General features: G+C 41.6%; 18 protein-coding genes. 11 read left to right on the forward strand and 7 right to left on the reverse strand.

Annotated features, from left to right (window positions below; genetic code table 11):
* Positions 1-74: 74 nt before the first annotated feature.
* Positions 75-1,628: a fatty acid--CoA ligase family protein gene (locus tag M2353_RS05210; RefSeq protein WP_284725069.1), complete on the forward strand. Its 1,554-nt coding sequence runs from the start codon at positions 75-77 to the stop codon at positions 1,626-1,628.
* 81 nt (positions 1,629-1,709) lie between these two features.
* Here the strand turns inward: M2353_RS05210 and M2353_RS05215 are convergent, their stop codons facing one another.
* Positions 1,710-2,126, reverse strand: a complete 417-nt coding sequence (locus M2353_RS05215) for a YhfM domain-containing protein (protein ID WP_008348821.1) — start codon at positions 2,124-2,126, stop codon at positions 1,710-1,712.
* Between the two features lie 177 nt (positions 2,127-2,303).
* Here M2353_RS05215 and M2353_RS05220 point away from each other — a divergent pair, with 177 nt between their 5' ends.
* A complete protein-coding gene (locus M2353_RS05220) occupies positions 2,304-3,587 on the forward strand; it encodes a M48 family metallopeptidase (protein ID WP_284725070.1) in 1,284 nt (427 codons plus the stop codon).
* 46 nt (positions 3,588-3,633) lie between these two features.
* Here the strand turns inward: M2353_RS05220 and M2353_RS05225 are convergent, their stop codons facing one another.
* The 4 genes from M2353_RS05225 to M2353_RS05240 all read right to left on the reverse strand — a co-directional run bounded on the left by M2353_RS05225 (position 3,634) and on the right by M2353_RS05240 (position 8,732).
* A complete protein-coding gene (locus M2353_RS05225; RefSeq protein WP_045034875.1) occupies positions 3,634-4,779 on the reverse strand; it encodes a serine alkaline protease SapB in 1,146 nt (381 codons plus the stop codon).
* Positions 4,780-5,166: 387 nt separating this feature from the next.
* A complete protein-coding gene (locus M2353_RS05230) occupies positions 5,167-5,751 on the reverse strand; it encodes a histidine phosphatase family protein (protein ID WP_178930000.1) in 585 nt (194 codons plus the stop codon).
* A 61-nt stretch (positions 5,752-5,812) separates the two neighbouring features.
* Positions 5,813-7,159 carry a globin-coupled sensor protein gene (locus M2353_RS05235; RefSeq protein WP_411809945.1) on the reverse strand — a complete coding sequence of 449 codons (1,347 nt, stop codon included), beginning with the start codon at positions 7,157-7,159 and terminating at the stop codon, positions 5,813-5,815.
* A 40-nt stretch (positions 7,160-7,199) separates the two neighbouring features.
* Positions 7,200-8,732 (reverse strand): FAD-dependent oxidoreductase, encoded by a 1,533-nt coding sequence (locus tag M2353_RS05240; RefSeq protein WP_284725071.1) that lies wholly within the window; start codon positions 8,730-8,732, stop codon positions 7,200-7,202.
* Positions 8,733-8,874: 142 nt separating this feature from the next.
* Here M2353_RS05240 and M2353_RS05245 point away from each other — a divergent pair, with 142 nt between their 5' ends.
* Positions 8,875-9,735, forward strand: coding sequence for an SDR family oxidoreductase (locus M2353_RS05245; protein WP_284725072.1), 861 nt, complete (start codon positions 8,875-8,877; stop codon positions 9,733-9,735).
* Positions 9,736-9,793: 58 nt separating this feature from the next.
* Here M2353_RS05245 and M2353_RS05250 read toward each other — a convergent pair whose 3' ends face one another.
* On the reverse strand, positions 9,794-10,030 hold the full coding sequence (locus M2353_RS05250; protein ID WP_008348804.1) for an IDEAL domain-containing protein: 237 nt from the start codon (positions 10,028-10,030) through the stop codon (positions 9,794-9,796).
* 289 nt (positions 10,031-10,319) lie between these two features.
* Here M2353_RS05250 and M2353_RS05255 point away from each other — a divergent pair, with 289 nt between their 5' ends.
* The 3 genes from M2353_RS05255 (at position 10,320) to M2353_RS05265 (ending at position 13,016) form a co-directional block, all read left to right on the forward strand.
* Complete coding sequence (locus M2353_RS05255) at positions 10,320-10,898, forward strand: competence protein ComK (RefSeq protein ID WP_017366958.1); 579 nt, start codon at positions 10,320-10,322, stop codon at positions 10,896-10,898.
* A gap of 143 nt (positions 10,899-11,041) precedes the next feature.
* Positions 11,042-12,148 (forward strand): D-TA family PLP-dependent enzyme, encoded by a 1,107-nt coding sequence (locus M2353_RS05260; protein WP_284725073.1) that lies wholly within the window; start codon positions 11,042-11,044, stop codon positions 12,146-12,148.
* A 385-nt stretch (positions 12,149-12,533) separates the two neighbouring features.
* Positions 12,534-13,016, forward strand: a complete 483-nt coding sequence (locus M2353_RS05265) for a hypothetical protein (RefSeq protein ID WP_008348662.1) — start codon at positions 12,534-12,536, stop codon at positions 13,014-13,016.
* A 30-nt stretch (positions 13,017-13,046) separates the two neighbouring features.
* On the opposite strand, the gene pdxR is transcribed toward M2353_RS05265, so the two are convergent.
* A complete protein-coding gene (pdxR, locus tag M2353_RS05270) occupies positions 13,047-14,486 on the reverse strand; it encodes a MocR-like pyridoxine biosynthesis transcription factor PdxR (RefSeq protein WP_284725074.1) in 1,440 nt (479 codons plus the stop codon).
* A gap of 142 nt (positions 14,487-14,628) precedes the next feature.
* Here pdxR and M2353_RS05275 point away from each other — a divergent pair, with 142 nt between their 5' ends.
* The 5 genes from M2353_RS05275 to M2353_RS05295 all read left to right on the forward strand — a co-directional run bounded on the left by M2353_RS05275 (position 14,629) and on the right by M2353_RS05295 (position 18,936).
* On the forward strand, positions 14,629-15,798 hold the full coding sequence (locus M2353_RS05275; protein WP_268362550.1) for an MFS transporter: 1,170 nt from the start codon (positions 14,629-14,631) through the stop codon (positions 15,796-15,798).
* Positions 15,799-15,860: 62 nt separating this feature from the next.
* Positions 15,861-16,139: a barstar family protein gene (locus tag M2353_RS05280; RefSeq protein WP_041507495.1), complete on the forward strand. Its 279-nt coding sequence runs from the start codon at positions 15,861-15,863 to the stop codon at positions 16,137-16,139.
* A gap of 154 nt (positions 16,140-16,293) precedes the next feature.
* Positions 16,294-17,244: an ABC transporter permease gene (locus M2353_RS05285; protein ID WP_017366964.1), complete on the forward strand. Its 951-nt coding sequence runs from the start codon at positions 16,294-16,296 to the stop codon at positions 17,242-17,244.
* A complete protein-coding gene (locus M2353_RS05290; protein WP_284725075.1) occupies positions 17,237-18,187 on the forward strand; it encodes an iron chelate uptake ABC transporter family permease subunit in 951 nt (316 codons plus the stop codon). The genes M2353_RS05285 and M2353_RS05290 overlap by 8 nt, the downstream gene beginning before the upstream one ends.
* Positions 18,178-18,936 (forward strand): iron ABC transporter ATP-binding protein, encoded by a 759-nt coding sequence (locus M2353_RS05295; RefSeq protein ID WP_019743341.1) that lies wholly within the window; start codon positions 18,178-18,180, stop codon positions 18,934-18,936. Before M2353_RS05290 ends, M2353_RS05295 begins: the two co-directional genes overlap by 10 nt.
* Position 18,937 lies beyond the last annotated feature (1 nt).

An 18,937-nucleotide genomic window follows, 5' to 3' on the forward strand; every position in this document is an offset into this window, starting at 1 on the left:
TAATAGAAAGGAGGAATGTTTGGTCATAAAATGAATGGCTATTCATTCATTGATGGAGTATAAGGGGTGGGAGAATGGATTTGATCAAAAATCTTGAGCAGACTGCGATGACCAAGGGAGAGAACGTCGCACTGATCTTTGAAGGGAACAAGTGGACCTATCAAGAACTGATGACAAGTATCGAACGTTTTGCAGATGGTTTAGTGAGCGAAGGGTTTCAAGCGGGAGATCATATCGCGCTGATTTTAGGAAATTCACCGCATTTTGTGATTTCATTTTTTGGTGCATTAAAGGCAGGACTTGTTGTTGTACCTGTCAATCCAACATATACGCCAAGTGAAATCGGCTATATGCTGGTCACTGGTGATGTAAAAGGGATTGTTGCACCGGATCAGCTTCTGCCGATATACGAGCAGGTGTATGAACAGCTTCCAGCTATTGAACGAGTCATTATTTGTGCACAAAATGAATCTGCGTGCAGGTCAAGTTTAAAAGAAGTATCTGATCGTCTTGTTTTCTTCGGAAAGCTTGTGTCTGGAGATGCGCCGGAAACTGAGCATCCTTCCATACAACCTGACGATACGGCCGTTATTTTATTTACATCTGGCACAACAGGAAAACCAAAAGGGGCAATGCTCACTCATGTTAACCTATATTCAAATGCAAGAGACATTGCGGAGTACCTGTCAATTGATGAGAAGGACAAGGTGATTGCTGCTTTGCCGATGTTCCATGTGTTTTGTTTGACCGTCTGTATGAATGCCCCTTTGATTCATGGAGCGACCATCTATGTCCTGCCGCATTTCAGCCCATCAGAGCTTTTACGAATGATGGAGAAAGAAAAACCAACGCTATTTGTTGGTGTTCCAACCATGTATAACTATTTATACCGCCAGGACGGTTATGAGGAAGCGATGAAGTCGGTGAGGATTTGTATATCAGGGGGTGCGTCCATGCCTGTTGCTTTACTTCACGGTTTTGAAGAAAAATTCGGTGTCACGGTGTTAGAGGGCTATGGATTGTCAGAGGCTTCCCCAGTGACGGCATTCAATCCCCTTGATGGAAAAAGAAAACCAGGTTCAGTCGGAACTGATATTATGAATGTGAAAAATAAGATCGTGAATGAACTTGGAGAGGAAGTTGGACCAAACGAAGTCGGAGAATTGATTGCAAAAGGGCCAAACATTATGAAAGGCTATTATCAAATGCCAGAAGACACAGAAGCAGCACTGAAAGATGGCTGGCTGTACACAGGAGATTTGGCGAGAAGAGATGAAGACGGATATATTTATATCGTCGATCGAAAAAAGGACATGATTCTCGTTGGCGGGTATAATGTCTATCCAAGAGAAGTAGAAGAAGTGCTTTATCAACATGAAGCTGTAGCAGAAGCCGTTGTCATCGGTGTGCCAGATCCAAACACAGGAGAGGCTGTTGTCTGTTACATTTCCCCTAAGAAACATGCTCACATCAATCAAGAAGACATCATCACACATTGTTCACGCTATTTGGCGAAATATAAGCAGCCCCAAACGATCCATTTCATTGATGATATTCCAAAAAACACGACTGGTAAAATTTTAAGAAGAGCGCTAAAGGATAAGTACCAAGCAGAAACAAGTAAATAAAAAAAGAGTCTCTTCTTATGAGGAGGCTCCTCAGCGTGTAGACAAACCCTCGCATTCTTTGTCAACAATCTAGGGAGTCTCTTATGAAGAGTCTCCTTTTTGAATCGCTTCTTGTACCTGTTTTCGAAAGGAATTTGACTGTTTTTGATTTAATTCATAATAGGTGCCGTCTACTAAAAAAACAACTTGAGAGCGGTTGGTCCATAGCTGAAAAGAAGTGCCATTTGTCCGTCCGAACATGACCTTGGCGATATAATCTGGCTTCTTTACATTCTTTTTGAGATGGCTGCTTGTTTGTTTCCCTTTGTTTAATTGTTCAATTAGATCCTCAGTTGTATCTTTATCATCTATTTCATAAGAAATGGACTGGTTCGTCGGTGAAAGCAATAATTTCTCTGCTCGATTTTCATCGAAGATGTCACTTGTCCGGCTGAACACATAAAAGAAGGTAATCAGTAAAAGCCCAAAGATCACAATTCCTGCAAGGATTTTCTTCATGATGAACCTCCAACTCACTTTTTTATGGTTAGTTTCTCCGATTTTTGAACAGCATAATCATTTTTTTCACTCAAGCTTTTTCAGATAGGGCATGCTATGATGGAGCCACATGAGACAGGTTCTAAACAAAAACGTGCGTGATTACAATAGAGAGAGAAATGGAAAGGAGGCTGACCAGTGCAAGTACGCAAATGGGTAGCTCTTGCAACGGTAGCATACATATTGTACGGTCTTTTTATTTATTCTTACTTATTTCTAATGGGGGATTCATCTGTCCCTGACAGTGTGAAAGGGACAAGTGCAGACCCGCATACATTTATGACAAGCCATGAGCTTTTGATCAGTGGAAATTACTCGAACATTCGTAACCTGTTGTACTTTATGACAATTCCTTTAGATTGGTATGTCTTTTTCCTTTTGCTCATTTCAGGGTTTTCAAGGAAATTAGCAGATTGGAGCTTGGCAGCAGCTCGTTTTCACCTTGTGAGCAAACTTGTGTATGTGTTTGTGCTGTCACTTTTGACGATGCTGATCACATTGCCGGTCAAGTGGGTGAGCTATCAGTTGTCCTTGAACTACGGTGTTTCAGCACAAAGCACGGCAAGTTGGCTAAAAGACCAAACGCTTGATTTTTGGATTCAATATCCACTGCTTGTTCTATGCGCCATTGTGTTCTTTTGGCTCATTCAAAAGAAAAGGAAGTATTGGTGGCTGTATGCTTGGTGTTTCACCGTTCCAGTTACACTATTTCTCTTCTTTATACAGCCGGTCGTTATTGATCCACTCTACAATGATTTTTACCCATTGAAGGATCAAGCGCTTGAGGAAAAGATATTAACTCTTGCAGAGAAAGCACACATTCCAGCAGATCATGTATATGAAGTCAACATGTCAGAGAAAACAAACACGATGAATGCTTACGTCACAGGAATTGGTGAAAATAAGCGTATTGTTTTGTGGGATACGACACTTCAAAAGCTGAAAGACCGTGAAATCTTATTTATCATGGCGCATGAGATGGGACATTACGTGATGAAGCATGTGTATATCGGTTTAGCAGGATATTTAGTGCTGTCTCTGGTTGGATTTTTTGCCATTGACCGTTTTTATTTTTACCTTTACCAAAAAGGCGCTTCTTCATTTCGTCTGAAGGCACCACATGACGTTGCTGCTCTTCCGCTTCTGTTGATCATTGTATCTATGCTGTCATTTGTTGCTTCTCCTTTTACAAATGCTGTGTCAAGGCATCAAGAACGTGCAGCTGATGAATACGCCGTGAACTTGACGAAAGATGGAGAGGCGGGGGTGACGTCATTTCAAAAGCTTGCAAAATCAGGGCTTTCCCAAGTCAATCCGCCACTTTTAGTGAAAATATTCCGCTATGGACACCCGACGATGATGGAGAGAATCATCGATATGGAAAAAGCCGCAAAAAAAGAGGAAACATCGAAAAAGAAATAAATAAAAAATCCGGCTCAGTTCGCCGGATTTTTTTGTCACACTTATTTTAGTTAGAAGCCGCTTGAACGTTAATTAATCCTTTTCCATAATAGAACGAATTACCAAGCGGTGTTGCCGTATTTTCTAAGCGCTGACGAACCTGAGACGTTGATAGATTCGGATACTTAGAAAGGATAAGCGCTGCTGCTCCTGCTACATGAGGAGATGCCATTGATGTTCCCGTATAAGACGTATATCCACTGCTTGGTACTGTACTTAAAATCGATGTACCAGGTGCAGAAACATCTAATTCAGGACCTGCGCTAGAAGACGAGTTTCTGACATTGTTGCTGTTCACGTTGGCAACAGCAATTGTAGAGTCGTATTTTGCAGGATAGCCTACGGTGCTAGTAGAGCCAATTGAACCTGAATTCCCTGCTGCGGCAACGACAACTACTCCGCGGTTATTCGCTGTGTCTACAGCATTTTTAAGCGCTGTGGAGCCGTTTGGTCCGCCTAAGCTCATATTGATGACATCCATGTTATTGGCAACAGCCCATTCAATACCGCTGATAATCCAGCTGTATTGTCCATCTCCGTTTCGATCTAACACTTTAACGGCATACAAGGAGGCGCTTGGCGCAACCCCAAGAACACCAATCGTGTTATCAAGGGCAGCAATGGTTCCGGCTACGTGAGTTCCGTGTGATTGAAAGTCTTGTGTGGCATTTGGCTCTGAAGGGACGAAGCTAGCACCGCCTGCAACATTTAAGTCAGGGTGTGCGGCGTGGATTCCAGTATCAAGGACAGCTACTTTGACGTTAGCACCTTTATAACCTTGAGCGTGTACGGCTGGAGCTTTGATTTGAGGGATACCATAAGGGACGGTTTGGGCATATGCTTCTGCTTTGTGGTCTTCTTCTACATAAGCAATGCTAGGGTCGTGTTCAAGTTTTTTTGCGGCTTGTTCGGACATCTTCACTTGTGCAGCATTAATGAGGCGGTATTGTTTTTCTAATTTCCCACCATTTTGTGTCACTGCTTGTTTCTTAGAGCTGTTTGTGGTGGCAGAAGCTTTAAAGCCAACGATATAGCTTTTTTCGCTTTCTGACTTTGAGGCAGTCTCGGCATTTGCCATCGAGCCTCCAAACCCTGCTGAAAACAGAAGAGGGACAGCCAATAAAACACTTGTCATCACATTTTTCTTTTTCACGCACATTCCACATCCCTTTTTTCTTATTTCAGAATAATCATCCGTAGTCTATAAGAATGATCCGTTTGATTATTCTGTATTTTCAGTTTAATAGAGATAAGCAAATAAGAGTAGACCCGAATTTTTGTGGAAGTCCTAGCGAAAAATAGGGAATTAAGTCGCTTGGAAATGATGGTAAAATATGTTTATTTTATATTTCCAACGGTTTTCTATTAAAAAGGAATCGTGCTTTTTTTCTCATGATCCATTTGAGGATAAACATTCGATACCCGAAATGCCATAAAATAGGTAGAAAAGGCTATCATCTATTTCGAATTTCGATATAAAAAAATATTATTTTATCATTGTTTTTGACATGAAAAAGAACCTGCTATGAAAACAGGTTCTTTAAGAAGGGGCAGATTGTGTTAAATGGCTGACCACGTTGTAATCGTTCACCTTCCATTCACCATCTGTCCATTTCACATAATTTAAGCAGGCATTCTCAAGTCTTGTATCCTTAATACCCATATGTTCGTCAGCTAGTGAGGTGAGTAAGGCATGGATGGCAGCACCGTGTGCTACGATTAGTACCCGTTGATCTGGGTAGGTTGCTCTCACTTTTTCAATACCTTCTAGCATTCGATCTTGAAGTGCCGATAATGGTTCCATATTTGGATACTGTTTATTCGGAAACAGTTTCTGACGTTCCTCAAATGACATGCCTTCAGCGTCGCCATAGTCACGTTCAATAAAATCGTCCATGATCACGAGCGGTGCATGTACATGCTGTAAAATCAAATGAGCTGTTTCTTTTGCCCTTGATAGCGGACTGGAAATGACAACATCCCAGTGGGCATCTTTTAAGTAAAGACCGGTTTGTTCCGCTTGCCATTTACCAGTGTCATTTAAAGGGATATCTGTTCGTCCTTGAATTCGTTTCGCTGCATTCCAATCGGTTTCACCGTGTCTGACTAGGCAAATTGCTGTCAATCAAATCCCGCCTTTTCTATCTTTTCTTCTATTATACTAAAACAGAAGAAGAATGACTGGATCAGTGATTTGTCAGACTCGTTAAGGACTCGACCGAACTTGCCACTTGGGACACAGTTTGTTTGACTTCTTTCAATTCGTTTAGGAATGTTTGCAAATCTATTTCAATTTTTCCGTTTTGGTTTTTGCTTAAGTTCATGCTGCTGACGATATCATCGAATAGCGAGTTGATTTGGGTCATTTTTTCTTTACTGTCTGTCACAAGTAAATTCACATCAGCAATATGCTGTGACACAATGGCGATTTGTGAATTTGTGTTGTTGACGAGCTCAGATACAGTTGAAACCGTTTTCTTTGTATCCTCTGATAATTTGCGAACCTCATTTGCAACGACAGCAAAGCCTTTGCCATGTTCACCTGCTCGAGCTGATTCGATTGAAGCGTTTAAAGATAGTAAATTCGTTTGCTCCGCAATACCTGTGACGATCCCAAAAATTTGTTCAATTTGTTTCGCAATTTCTTCTAAGCGTTTAATTTCTGTTTCAATCTTTGTCATACTGCCGTCAATTTGGTTCATTTGCGTCTGCTGAATTTCTAACTCTTTTTTACCGCCAATTGATTTCTCTTCAACTTGTGCTGAAATCTTTGTGCCAGCCTGTGACATATCCGCCATCTCATCAGATTTTGATACAAGTTTGTCCACTGCATTTGTTGTGTTTGAGAAGAGAGAAGCAAGTGAATTAGATGTTTCTGTAATTTTTGTATGAAGCTCTTTTTGCTGTAGTTCTGCTTCATCACGAACTTTAGAGTATTCATTTTGGAACGTATCTAGGACAAGCTGCTGCTCTAGATTTAAAATTTTCGTCGTCGCTTTCACTGCCGTCTGATATTCTTTGAAATCTTGGATATGCTGGGCAAATAAATCCATTATGGATAGCAATAGGTCTTGGAAGGCTGCCATATACCATTTAGGTTGAAGTCCAATTCTTAAATGAACTTGTGCAATTTTAATTCTTTTGGCCACATAAGATTCGTCAATCACACCGGCAAACATTTCACTAATATGAATGCGTAGTGTTTTCTTTAGACGCTCGACTGAGCTGTTATCTTGAATGATGTGCATCAAGGAAGACTCGACTTCTAGGTTTTTATAAAATTTATCGACGATATGTTCAATTTCATCTTGAACGATTGGATTCAGCTGTTTCAAGATAAAAAGGTCTTGCTGCGTCAAATCAATCATTTTAATTTGTTTGGCAATGTCCGTATTCTCCGGAAAATTGATTCGTTTTATCCCATCATCCTGCTGTGTGAAAAAAGCAGTGTTTTTCTTTTTACTCTCTTTTTTAAATAACAATGTGTTTGTCCCCCCATGATCATCAAAAATATCAGACTTTATGTTTTTTATCGGATAATTTTGGTTTTTTTAAAGGGAAAACAGTGAAATTTTACTGTTCTTTATATGACCTTTTTAGTGGTTTTTTCGCCGGACCTTCTACTACTTCTCCCGTAATGGAGAAACGAGACCCGTGACAAGGACAGTCCCACGTGCGGTCACTATTATTCCACGCGACTTCACAGCCTAAATGAGTACAGGTTGTATCGACAAGAAAGATATCGCCGTCCTCTGACTTAAATGCGCCACATTTTTTATGCTCATAAGACACAATCCCGCCTTCACCCGGTTTTAAATCATCAATTGTTTGATCAGCTCGTTTTAATTTACCGCTGATTAGCTTCGCTGCAACATTGGTGTTTTCTTTGATAAAGTCTTTTACGAATGCGTCTGACACGAGTCTTGATGGAGTAAAGATGGATTCGTAAGGATTCGATTTTCCTTCGATCAAATCTCCGATCAGTGTCGCTGCTACGTGGCTTGTGGTCATGCCCCATTTTCTAAAGCCTGTTGCCACAAAAATATTCGAATGATGTGATGTCAGGCGGCCAATGTATGGGATTTGATCCATTGTGACCATATCATGCGTGGACCAGCGGTAAAGGACTTCCGTTATGCCAAGGGTGGCTTCTCCAAACTTTTCTAGTGCTTCATAGTGTGCGGATTCATCTCCGCCTTGTCCGGTTTTATGGCCTTGTCCACCGATGAGCACGACATCTTCTCCATGGAATTTCGCCGTTCTTAATGAATGGGCAGGCTGATCAATTCCTAAGTACATGCCGTCTGGAAGCGGTTTTTTTGTTTTGGCTGCGACGACATAAGATTGCTCAGGATGGATTCGCGTGAAATACAGTCCTTTGCCATCGTAAAAAGGAAAGTGTGAGCATGAAATGATAGAGCGCCCCATCAGATGATGACCACTTTTTGTGATGACAGCAGGGTGTTTTCCTTCTTTTACATCGACTGCCGTTGTCTGTTCAAATATGCGCACGCCTCGGTCAATGAGCTGATCGATCAGTGCATGAAGATAATGAAGAGGATGAAATTGTGCCTGCTGCGTCATGGCGAGGGCTACCTTGATGCCAGCATCAAACGGGAGCGCTGTTTTCCATTCGCGATCGATACCGAGCTGTTTGTACGCATCTAATTCCTTCTTTAACTTTTTGACGCCGTTTTCTTCTGTTGTATAAAGGTAAGCATCTTTTACCTCAAGCTGACAATCAATGTCATACTCTTTCACACGTGCTTGGATGAGCTCCTTTGCTTTTTCATTTGCTTCTACATATAAACGGGCTTTCGGCATACCAATATGCTGAATCAGCTCATGATAGTACACATCATGCTGGGAGGTAATTTTCGCTGTCGTATGTCCAGTGGTTCCTTGCAATACTTGATCAGCATCTATGATGATGACATCCAGTCCGCGTTCTGTCATTTCAAATGCAGTAGCGATACCGGTAATACCGGCACCGACAATGATGACATCTGCTGTAAGGTCTTCGCTGACAGTAGGAAAAGAGGGCTTCTCACTATCAGCTAGCCATAACGACTTTGCTTGTTCCGATCCTTTATATTCTTGTTCCATGTTGTCGCCTCCAGTCACTTATTGTGTATAATTTTTCCACGATGCTGAAAATCATACATTTTAGTGAAAACAAGAGCGAAATACATAAAAAAATGAGCAACACATAAAAATAAACGAGATAAAAAGGAAGGAGTGGACTGACGTGTCAACAAAACAGCCAAAGAAAACGTTACCGCCTCAGCATCAGAACGAACGTCCAGGAATTGAATATAAAATGAACCCTAGACCTATCTTTGATCGAGAGGTGCAAGGCAAAAAGCTGACAGGGAAAACGGCGATTGTCACAGGTGGAGACAGCGGGATTGGAAGAGCAGTATCTATCTTATTTGCGAAAGAAGGAGCCAATGTAGCGATTGTTTATTTGAATGAACATCGTGATGCGGAAGAAACGAAGGACTATATTGAAAAGATGGGAGGTCGCGTCATTTTAATATCAGGTGATCTAGGCGATGAAGCTTTTTCGCACGAGGTCGTCAAACAAACAAAAGATGCTTTCGGTTCGATTGATATTTTGGTCAACAACGCAGGTGAACAGCATCCGCAAAAAAGCATTGAACAGATTACCTCTCACCAGCTTCTTCGGACATTTCAAACGAATATATTTGCCATGTTCTATTTAACAAAAGCGGTGCTCCCTCATTTAAAAAAAGGAAGCAGTATTATTAATACAGCATCGGTCACTGCTTATAAAGGTCATGAAACCTTAATTGATTATTCATCGACAAAAGGGGCGGTTGTAACGTTTACAAGATCATTATCTCTATCTCTTATCAAACAAGGGATTCGGGTAAATGGGGTAGCGCCTGGACCGATTTGGACACCGCTGATTCCATCCACTTTTACGGAAAAGGAAGTGTCTGAATTTGGTGGTGATGTCCCAATGGAGCGGCCTGGTGAGCCAGTAGAGTTAGCACCGAGTTATTTATTTTTAGCGAGCGAAGACTCTTCTTATATGAATGGACAAATGATTCATGTGAATGGCGGAACCATATTAAATGGATAAAAACAAAAAACTTGCGGTAAAGAGACAAGTTTCTGTCTCTCTGCCGCAAGTAAAATCATCATGATTGATGTAAGCAATGTTCTGCATATTGAGCTGACAGGTCATTAAAACGCTTTTCATCACGCTGATCTAGCGCCTTGTCAATCTCTTCTCTAAGGAAGGTTAAGCGCTGTTTATAAAGCGCCTCATCTAAAACCATTTGAATATAAATGTCTAAAATAGTAACGCCATTCTCTTCGGTTTTTTGGGTGTTGCGGGACTTCATGAGCTCAGCATACGTTTTTTTCTCTTTCATAAAGAATCCCCCCGATGCCTTTTTTATAGTATATGGATTGGCGGAGAAAAAATCAACAAGAATTTATAATTTTTAGACAATTTATTTTTGAGCCATATCGACACCCCTTGTCCAGTCGACAAGATGCGATATATCTTTAAAAATGGCTTTTAGATAGATCGAATGTACTAAATAACATGATAAAAAGATAATTTTAAATAAATATTGAAAAAATCCTGTCGTTTCTTATACGTTGGTGATAGATTAATAGTATCTAAAATAACCAAAAATTAACACAGGAGGAAATGAAGTGTCAGGAATTAGTGAAACACCATTAGATTCATACGTCATTAATCAAACAACAATGGCGGTCCTTCCGGTTGAAGAAGGAAAACGAGTATATTCAAAAGTGATCGAAAGAGAGACAAGCTTTTACGTTGAATTAAAGCCGCTGCAAATTATAGAACGTAGTTGCAGGTTCTTTGGCTCAAGCTATGCAGGCAGAAAAGCGGGAACATATGAAGTAACAGGTATATCACACAAGCCTCCCATCGTGATTGACTCATCCAATCATCTGTATTTCTTCCCAACCTATTCATCCAACCGCCCTCAATGCGGATGGATCTCCCACAAATACATTCATATCTTTCAGGAATCATCCCTCGGAGACACGGTTGTTACTTTTACAAATGAGCAATCGGTCAAACTAGATGTCTCATATAAGTCATTTGAGAGTCAGGTACACCGAACAGCGTATCTCCGAACGAAATTTCAAGATCGACTTGATGGAGGTCTTCCTAAGAAACAAGAATTTATGCTGTATCCAAAGGAACAGCAGCTCAACCTTGTGTATGATTTTATCTTAAGAGAACTTCGTAATCGTTATTAGTGAGAGACCAGCGGCAGACAGCCGCTGGACTGTTTACTCATCGCCATCATTTTTTTGCAGAAAAAACCATTGATTATCGTATAAAAAAATATATAATTTATCTATATCATATAATTTTTTATATAACGAAAGGGGTCATGGGGATGATGTATGAAGAACTGGATACGCCGGCACTACTTATTGATAAACGGGTGATGATGGAGAATGTAGCGGCGATGCAGCAATATGCAGACCGTCAGCAGGTCAAATTGCGCCCTCATACGAAAACTCATAAAACGCCTGCACTTGCCAAGCTGCAGGAAGAGAAAGGTGCATCTGGCATTACGGTAGCGAAAGTAGGAGAGGCTGAAGTCATGGCAGCCCATGGGCTCAAGGATATTTTTATCGCCAATCAAATTGTAGGTGAGATTAAACTCAAGCGGATTCGTAAACTGGCAGAGTCGATACAGATTTCATTCGGTATAGATTGTGTTGAGCATGTGAAGCAGATTGAGCAAGTCTTTTGTGAATCAGAGAAAAAAGCGGAGGTTTTAATTGAGATAGAGGTTGGAGAGGGAAGGTCTGGTGTCATTGAAGAACGTGATTTCTGCCACATATTAGAGGCGATTCAAACAAGTGATGCCGTTCATTTAAAGGGGATTTTTTCTCATGATGGTCATACGTATCAAGCGGAAAGTAAAGCACATTGCCGGACATTATACAAGGAGGCTGTTAATCGAACACTCCGTTTTGCACAGATTGCAGAAGAAGCTGGTATGCCGCTAGAGGTCGTCAGTATTGGATCAACACCGCCATTTTTATTTCAATTTGATATTCCAAAAGGAGTCACTGAAATACGGCCAGGCACATACATCTTGATGGATGCTTCCCAGTCCAATGTAATCGGCACATATTCACATTGTGCTGCATCTGTGCTGACGACGGTCATTAGTAAACCGACAGAGCGCCGGGTGATTACAGATGTAGGGGCCAAGGGGCTGACGGCACAAACGCGTACAAAAGGGCTGACCAAAACAGAGGGCTTAGGCAAAGTGAAAGAATATGATGATGTATTTGTTTCAAGCGTATTTGACGAGCATGCCATTATCTATCATGAAGGCTTTCGTCAAAGTGTACAGATCGGTGAGAAGGTGCAAATGATTCCGAATCACATCTGTCCTGCTGTGAATCTTCATGAAAAAGCATACCTCATTCAAGATGGCAAGGTGGTAGAAGAGCTGGAGATTGCTTGTAAAGGAAAGCTGCAATAAATGGGTAGGATCATAGAGGGTGTTGCCGCATGCATAGCAGAATATAAGGCAGCTTCCATTCTAAGAAAGATCATCATTTGAAATCCATACATCTAAGGAAAAGGCGCCGAAAGGGGTCTTTTTTATTTGAGAAAAAATGGCGAAAATGAAATAGATTGAAACCAAATGTGCTTTTCTCGTCGTCTATTGACTGTATCATCATGAAATGGCAGGGAAATGTGAACCATTAGAAGGATTTTCATTCATTTCCGCATAAATCGCAGAAGTGATACATGCGGTCTGTTACAATAAAAATAAGTCATTTCTTACAAGGTGTTCGTATGAGGTAAAAGTTGATCATATTTGACCGATATGAACAAATGGGAAAGAGAAATGGGGGCCCTGTATGAAAAAACGATGGCATTTGATGCTGCTATTTACCGTGACAGTGACACTACTCACGGCCTGCAATCAAGCAGGTCAGCCGCCTTCAAAACAAAACACAAAAGAAGCTGCGTATGAACAATGGGTTCAGCGTTATATGGATGAGTTAAATGAAGCATATGAAAACATGACCGATCAATTTATTTCGGATGGACATGGAAAAATTCAAGTAAATGAAAAATTGACAAAAGCGACGAAAGCATTCGACCGTGTCATTCAAAAAGGGCTTACTCATCAAGAAGTGCCAGCTGTGTATCAAAAGGCAGACAAACAATTAAAGACAGGTCTTGCTTCATTTGAAAAAGGAATTAGCAAGGTAGAGCAGCTGTTAAAGCGTCCTGATCAAGAAAAGCTGTTTATGTCAGCTACTCAACATTTTCAAGATGGATTGCAAGAGACAGCCTCTTTCATTGAAGAAGTGGGAAACGTTCAGCAATCACAATGAAAAGCCTGGAAGAGAGACTTCCAGGCTTTTTTAGATGTGCAGTGTTTGCTTTAATCGGCGTACACCTTCTTGAATCATGGTTTCATCCGTACAGGCAAAACCAAGCAGCAACCCTTTCCTTTTGCTTTCATAACAATAGGGGCTTAATGGATAAATGCCGACACCTGCCGCTTTTGCGGCCTCAATCGTGCCTTGTTCATCAAAGTCTGATGTTCCTTCCAAAAAGACGTGAAGGCCTGTATCGGTTCCATATAAACGGAAGTGTTTGTCAAAGTGATGTGTCAAAAGAGCATCCATCATCGCTGCCTGCCGTTTTTTATACACCTGTCTCATCCGCCTGACATATCGCGTAAACTCTCCTTCTCTGAAAAAAGAGGCAAGAGTGATTTGCTCCATGATCGGCAGCTGTCTTTGAATAAGTGATTGCAGTGCAGCGATTTCTTTGATGACTGCTTTGGAGCCGATGATGGCAGCAAGGCGGATGCCTGGAGCAAGTACCTTGGAAAAACTGACAATATAGATCACATGATCGGGTGCTTCTGAAAATAAAGAAGGAAGCGGACCGCCATGATAACGATAATCCCCATCAAAATCATCTTCTAATATGTAAGATTGAGCCTTCGCAGCAAACTGCAGCAGCTCCCGTCTTCTATTGACGCTCATACAGACACCGGTTGGCCGCTGATGAGAGGGCGTTACAGCGATCAGCTTTGTACGTTCTGGCAATGTATTCACCATCATTCCTTCTTCATCGACTGGTGCGGGGTAAATAGTCATTTCGCGATGTAAAAAGGACAACCTAGCTCCAGGAAAACCAGGATCTTCAACAGCGACTGTATCTCCTTTTTTGAGCATGACTTGTGAAATTAAGTCAATGGCTTGTTGTGTGCCCCCTGTTAACACCATTTGGTCTTCTTCTATATCAATGCCGCGTTCAACTGATAAGTATTGGCGAATTTCTGAACGTACTTCCCATAATCCATGCGGAGAAGAATAACCCCAATCTTTCATATTTAAGCGCTGTAATGCTTTTAGAAGCGAGCGTTTCCATATGTTTTGAAAATGGTCGTCGATGGCTGGTTCTTGATGGCGGAAATCAATCTCAAGTGTGTCATGAAATTGATTGGCCGAGAGCCAGTGATCCATTTGTTTCTCAGCCTCGTCAAAGTGAGGTCTTGTCGGAAGTGCAAAAGGCGGTTCGTTTTGATGTGGGGGAGAAGCAGCATTGTGATCACTTGAAATGACCTTTGTTCCGCCTCTTCTAGAGGTGCTGACATAGCCTCTTGCCAGCAGTTCATCATAGGCAAGCTGTACGGTGGATCGAGATACGTTGAGCTCTTGTGCTAATACTCTTGACGGAGTCAACTGATCATCAGGATTCAGTGTGTTTGTATGAATTTTTTGAATGATGCCATTGACGATTTGCTGCCAGAGCGGGGTAGAGCTGGAACGGTCTAAGTGAATGTACACAATGCACCTTCTTTCCTTTGTCATGTCATCATGATGATGACATGGAATTATGGACTGGTCAATAGCTTCATTTTTGGATGTGGGAAGAAATCCAAATGATGTGTACACTGGTTCATATCATTTACACAGAGGAGAGAGTCCCATGATTCCTGCATCAAAAGAAGAAACAGCACAGCTATCTATGATTCCGTTTGTGTTCGTTTTATTTAGCCTTTTTATGATTACAACAGCAGTGAACCTGCAAGTCCCTCTTTATACGGAATATGCAGAGCAGGCAGGATACGGAAAGGCGTCAACAGCCCTTGTGTTTGCTGCGTATGTTTTCGGACTGATTCCAGTATTATTGTTACTTGGCGGCATGTCTGACCGGGCAGGACGAAAACCGATTTTATTGATCGCACTTTGCTTTTCATTATGTGCCACCCTGCTCATGATCGTGCATCCGACCATACAAATGCTCTTTGTCGCCCGGCTGCTGCAAGGAGTGGGACTTGGGTTAAGTGTTGGCACATGTACTGCCTACTTGATTGCTTTATATCCAGAGAAATCGGGCTGGATCCCAACGTTTATCGCATTATGCAGTTCAATTGGATTTGGGGGAGGTGCTCTTTTTACAGCGATTCTTTCTTTTGAGCAAGTGTCACTGACGCCTCTTAGCTATTGGATTGTGTTGGTCTTGATTATGTTGACGATTGTTGCTGTATTCTTTTTGGTGCCGCCTGTACAAGGGGAGGCAAGTAAACCGCTAATGAACATGCCGAGGTTTCCAAAAGGGACAATGCCTGCGAACATAGCCATTGCTATCGCATGGTCTGTGTGCGGTCTTGTCATTTCGATTTTGCCAGCACAGCTTAAATTAAATGGCTATGAATTGTGGGTAGGCCCAGCGCTGTTTTTTATTAATATGGCAGGTGTTCTGATGCAGCCTTTTGTCCGAAAGATGAATAGCAGTGCAGCGCTTCGTATCGGTTTTATTTGTCTTCCGTGTGGATATGGCCTGCTGTTATTCGGTGCTAATAGCGGGTCCATATTCCTTGTCCTTGCTGGAACTCTTTTAGCGGGCACAGCTTGCTATGGATTTACTTACTTAGGAGGTCTCCAGCTGATTGTTGAGAAAGGGAAGAAGGAAGCGGCTAGAGCCGTTGCTGGATATTACTTGTTTGCGTATCTAGGTCTTGGCATACCAAGTGTGTTCGTTGGTCTCTTTGCTGATATGTACGGTACTCAGACAGTGTTAACGCTCTTTTTCATGTTCGTGCTGGCTGCCTGCCTGATCTTACTTAGTTTAAGTTTCAGAGAGAGGCAAAAGTGAAATGGATTCTTTCTCTTTCCTCTCCAATTCGTTTAAAATAAAGACAGAAGAGGGGGAGGAAAATGAAAAAAGTACAGCTAAATGGTGCGATGTGCAGATCACAAGAGGAGCTTCATGATCAACTAAAAACAGTGTTACAACTTCCTGATCATTACGGCAAAAATCTGGATGCCCTTTGGGACTGTTTAACAGGAGAAGTGAGCTTGCCTTTAGAGCTCACGTGGATTCATTATCAAGCAAGCAAAGACGAGCTTGGTGATTATGCAGAGAATTTGCGGCAGTTATTTCAAGAGGCTGAAGAGGAACTGCAGGGGCAGTTTCAATTGAATATTGAAGCGTAAAAAGCAGCTGATTCCAAAAGCTGTTTTTTTATGCGGTTTTCACCCTCATTCTACTATTGAATATTTCACTAAATATGATAATATATGAACTGTCGCTTAATTGATAATGATAATCATTTGTGGCAGAGAGCTTGATAGAAAGTGTGAACCCTGTATGAAGTTGTACCAATTAAGTTTGTTGTTTGTGTGTTTGGCATGTGCGTCGCTGTTTGTCGGGGTACAGGACCTGTCTCTTTTACAGTTGTTTCATCTATCAGATGAACAAATGAACACCTTATTTTCAAGTCGCATCCCGCGGCTGATGAGTATTGTGCTTGCTGGCATGAGCCTGAGCTTATGCGGTTTTATCATGCAAAGCATGACGAGAAATAAATTTGTCTCTCCAACGACTGCAGGAACAATGGATTGGGCCAAGCTGGGTATTTTAACCGCCATGCTTGTTTTTACACAGGCAAGCCCGCTGATGAAAATGGCGATTGCGTTTTTATTTACGTTAGCTGGCAATCTATTATTCTTAAAAATTTTACGCCATATTAAGGTGAACGATACGATCTACGTACCGTTAGTCGGCTTAATGTTTGGCGGAATTGTTAGTTCAATTTCCACGTTTATAGCCTATAAATATGATTTGATCCAAAACGTATCCGCATGGCTGCAAGGAGATTTTTCTCTTATTGTTCAGGGGCGTTATGAACTGCTCTATGTGAGTGTTCCTCTATTGATCATCGCGTATTTATATGCTGACCGCTTTACAGTGGCTGGTATGGGTGAGAGCTTTGCCGTCAATTTAGGTTTAACGTATAAACGTGTCATGGCAGTTGGTTTGGTGATTGTTTCGATGATTACGTCTGTAACGATTTTGACTGTTGGCATGCTGCCATTCCTCGGCTTAATCATTCCGAATATTGTATCGATCTACCGAGGGGATCACTTGAAAAAGAGCCTTCCGCATACGGCTTTATTAGGGGCCATTTTTGTGCTCATATGTGATGTACTCGGACGGGTGATCATTTATCCATATGAAATATCTGTCGGGCTTATGGTTGGCATCATTGGAAGTGCGATCTTCCTGTACATGTTATTAAGGAGGAAGCGCTATGCATAAGAAACGAACATTATTTCTCATTGCAGCCATTGCAGCCGTATTCGTTGTCATCTTCGTCACCTTTCAAATGGGGTACTGGGAGTACACAGTGCCGAGCCGTTTAAAAAAGGTGCTTGCCATGACTTTGACAGGAGGCGCGATTGCCTTTTCTTCTGTTGTGTTTCAAACATTGACCAATAACCGAATCTTAACCCCAAGCATTTTAGGGTTAGACGCGCTTTACTTGTTTTTGCAAACGGCGATTATTTATCTTTTTGGATCGACCAACTTGATGATCGCGAATAAGAACCTGAATTTCTTTCTCTGCGTTGGATTAATGATTCTTTTTTCTGTGCTTCTCTATACGGTCATGTTCAAACGCAAAAACAAGCATATTTTCTTACTCCTGCTTGTCGGGATTGTGTTTGGAACATTGTTCAAAAGTCTTTCTTCCTTTATGGAAATGCTCATTGACCCGAATGAATACCAAGTCGTACAGGACAAGTCTTTTGCCAGCTTTAATCACATGAACACAGATATTTTACTCTTCGCTTCTCTTTTATTTGCGGTGCTTTGTCTTTATATTTGGACCTTTCGCGCGAAATTAGATGTCATGTCGTTAGGAAAGGAACAGGCTGTGAATCTTGGGATTGACTATGACGGGATCACAAAAAAGATGCTGATCGTCATTGCCGTCCTTGTTTCTATTGCGACGGCCCTCGTCGGCCCGATTACGTTTCTTGGCTTACTCGTCGTAAATGTGGCAAGAGAGCTGTTTCGTACATATCGGCACACGTACTTGCTATTAGGTTCGTTTTTCATTAGTGTCATTGCGCTTGTAGGCGGGGAATTTCTTGTGGAAAAGGTATTTACGTTTCAAACACCGCTTAGTGTGCTGATTGATTTAGTCGGCGGACTGTATTTTATTTATCTACTTTTAAAGGAGAGTCGTTCATGGTCGTGATGAAGGGAGTCAGTAAGACATATAACGGAAAAACAGTGCTTCACGAAACAACTGTCAGTGTAAAAAAAGGACAGCTGACCTCTCTCATTGGTCCAAATGGCGCAGGCAAAAGTACGCTTTTGTCCATCATGAGCCGCCTGATTCAACCTGATACTGGGGAAGCTTATTTAGAGGACAAACCTTATCGTGCTTACTCTCCTCAGGAGCTTGCGAAAAAAATGAGCATCTTGAAGCAGTCGAACCACATGAGTGTGCGTCTGACCGTTCGTGAGCTTGTCAGCTTTGGCCGCTTTCCTTACTCTCAAGGCCGCTTGACAAAAGAAGATGAGAACATGATTGATGTGTCTCTTCAATACATGAGACTCGTCGAAATCCAGCATCAATATTTAGATGAACTAAGCGGCGGACAAAGGCAGAGAGCCTTTATTGCCATGGTGCTGGCTCAGGATACGGATTATATTTTCTTAGATGAGCCTTTAAATAATTTAGATATGAACCATTCAGTTGAAATGATGAAGCTGTTTCAGCAGCTCGTGAAAGATCTTGGAAAAACGATTGTTGTTGTTCTCCATGATATTAACTTTGCATCTGTCTATTCAGATCACATCGTCGCCTTAAAAGAAGGTCAGGTGATCAAAGAAGGAAGCGTTGATGAAGTGATTCAAACAGAAGCACTTGAACACATTTATGACATGCGCATACCGATCGAAGTCATTCGTGGTGAGCGTATTTGCTTATATTTTTCTTAAA

Source organism: Bacillus aerius (assembly GCF_029894105.1).
Classification (GTDB): domain Bacteria; phylum Bacillota; class Bacilli; order Bacillales; family Bacillaceae; genus Bacillus; species Bacillus altitudinis.

Bases quoted from the DNA above. Each gene is read 5' to 3' on its own strand.
- M2353_RS05210 (WP_284725069.1), top strand. From the start codon at position 75: ATGGATTTGATCAAAAATCTTGAGCAGACTGCGATGACCAAGGGAGAG.
- M2353_RS05215 (WP_008348821.1), bottom strand. From the start codon at position 2,126: ATGAAGAAAATCCTTGCAGGAATTGTGATCTTTGGGCTTTTACTGATT.
- M2353_RS05240 (WP_284725071.1), bottom strand. From the start codon at position 8,732: ATGGAACAAGAATATAAAGGATCGGAACAAGCAAAGTCGTTATGGCTA.
- M2353_RS05250 (WP_008348804.1), bottom strand. From the start codon at position 10,030: ATGAAAGAGAAAAAAACGTATGCTGAGCTCATGAAGTCCCGCAACACC.
- M2353_RS05260 (WP_284725073.1), top strand. From the start codon at position 11,042: ATGATGTATGAAGAACTGGATACGCCGGCACTACTTATTGATAAACGG.
- M2353_RS05265 (WP_008348662.1), top strand. From the start codon at position 12,534: ATGAAAAAACGATGGCATTTGATGCTGCTATTTACCGTGACAGTGACA.
- M2353_RS05275 (WP_268362550.1), top strand. From the start codon at position 14,629: ATGATTCCTGCATCAAAAGAAGAAACAGCACAGCTATCTATGATTCCG.
- M2353_RS05280 (WP_041507495.1), top strand. From the start codon at position 15,861: ATGAAAAAAGTACAGCTAAATGGTGCGATGTGCAGATCACAAGAGGAG.
- M2353_RS05285 (WP_017366964.1), top strand. From the start codon at position 16,294: ATGAAGTTGTACCAATTAAGTTTGTTGTTTGTGTGTTTGGCATGTGCG.
- M2353_RS05290 (WP_284725075.1), top strand. From the start codon at position 17,237: ATGCATAAGAAACGAACATTATTTCTCATTGCAGCCATTGCAGCCGTA.
- M2353_RS05295 (WP_019743341.1), top strand. From the start codon at position 18,178: ATGGTCGTGATGAAGGGAGTCAGTAAGACATATAACGGAAAAACAGTG.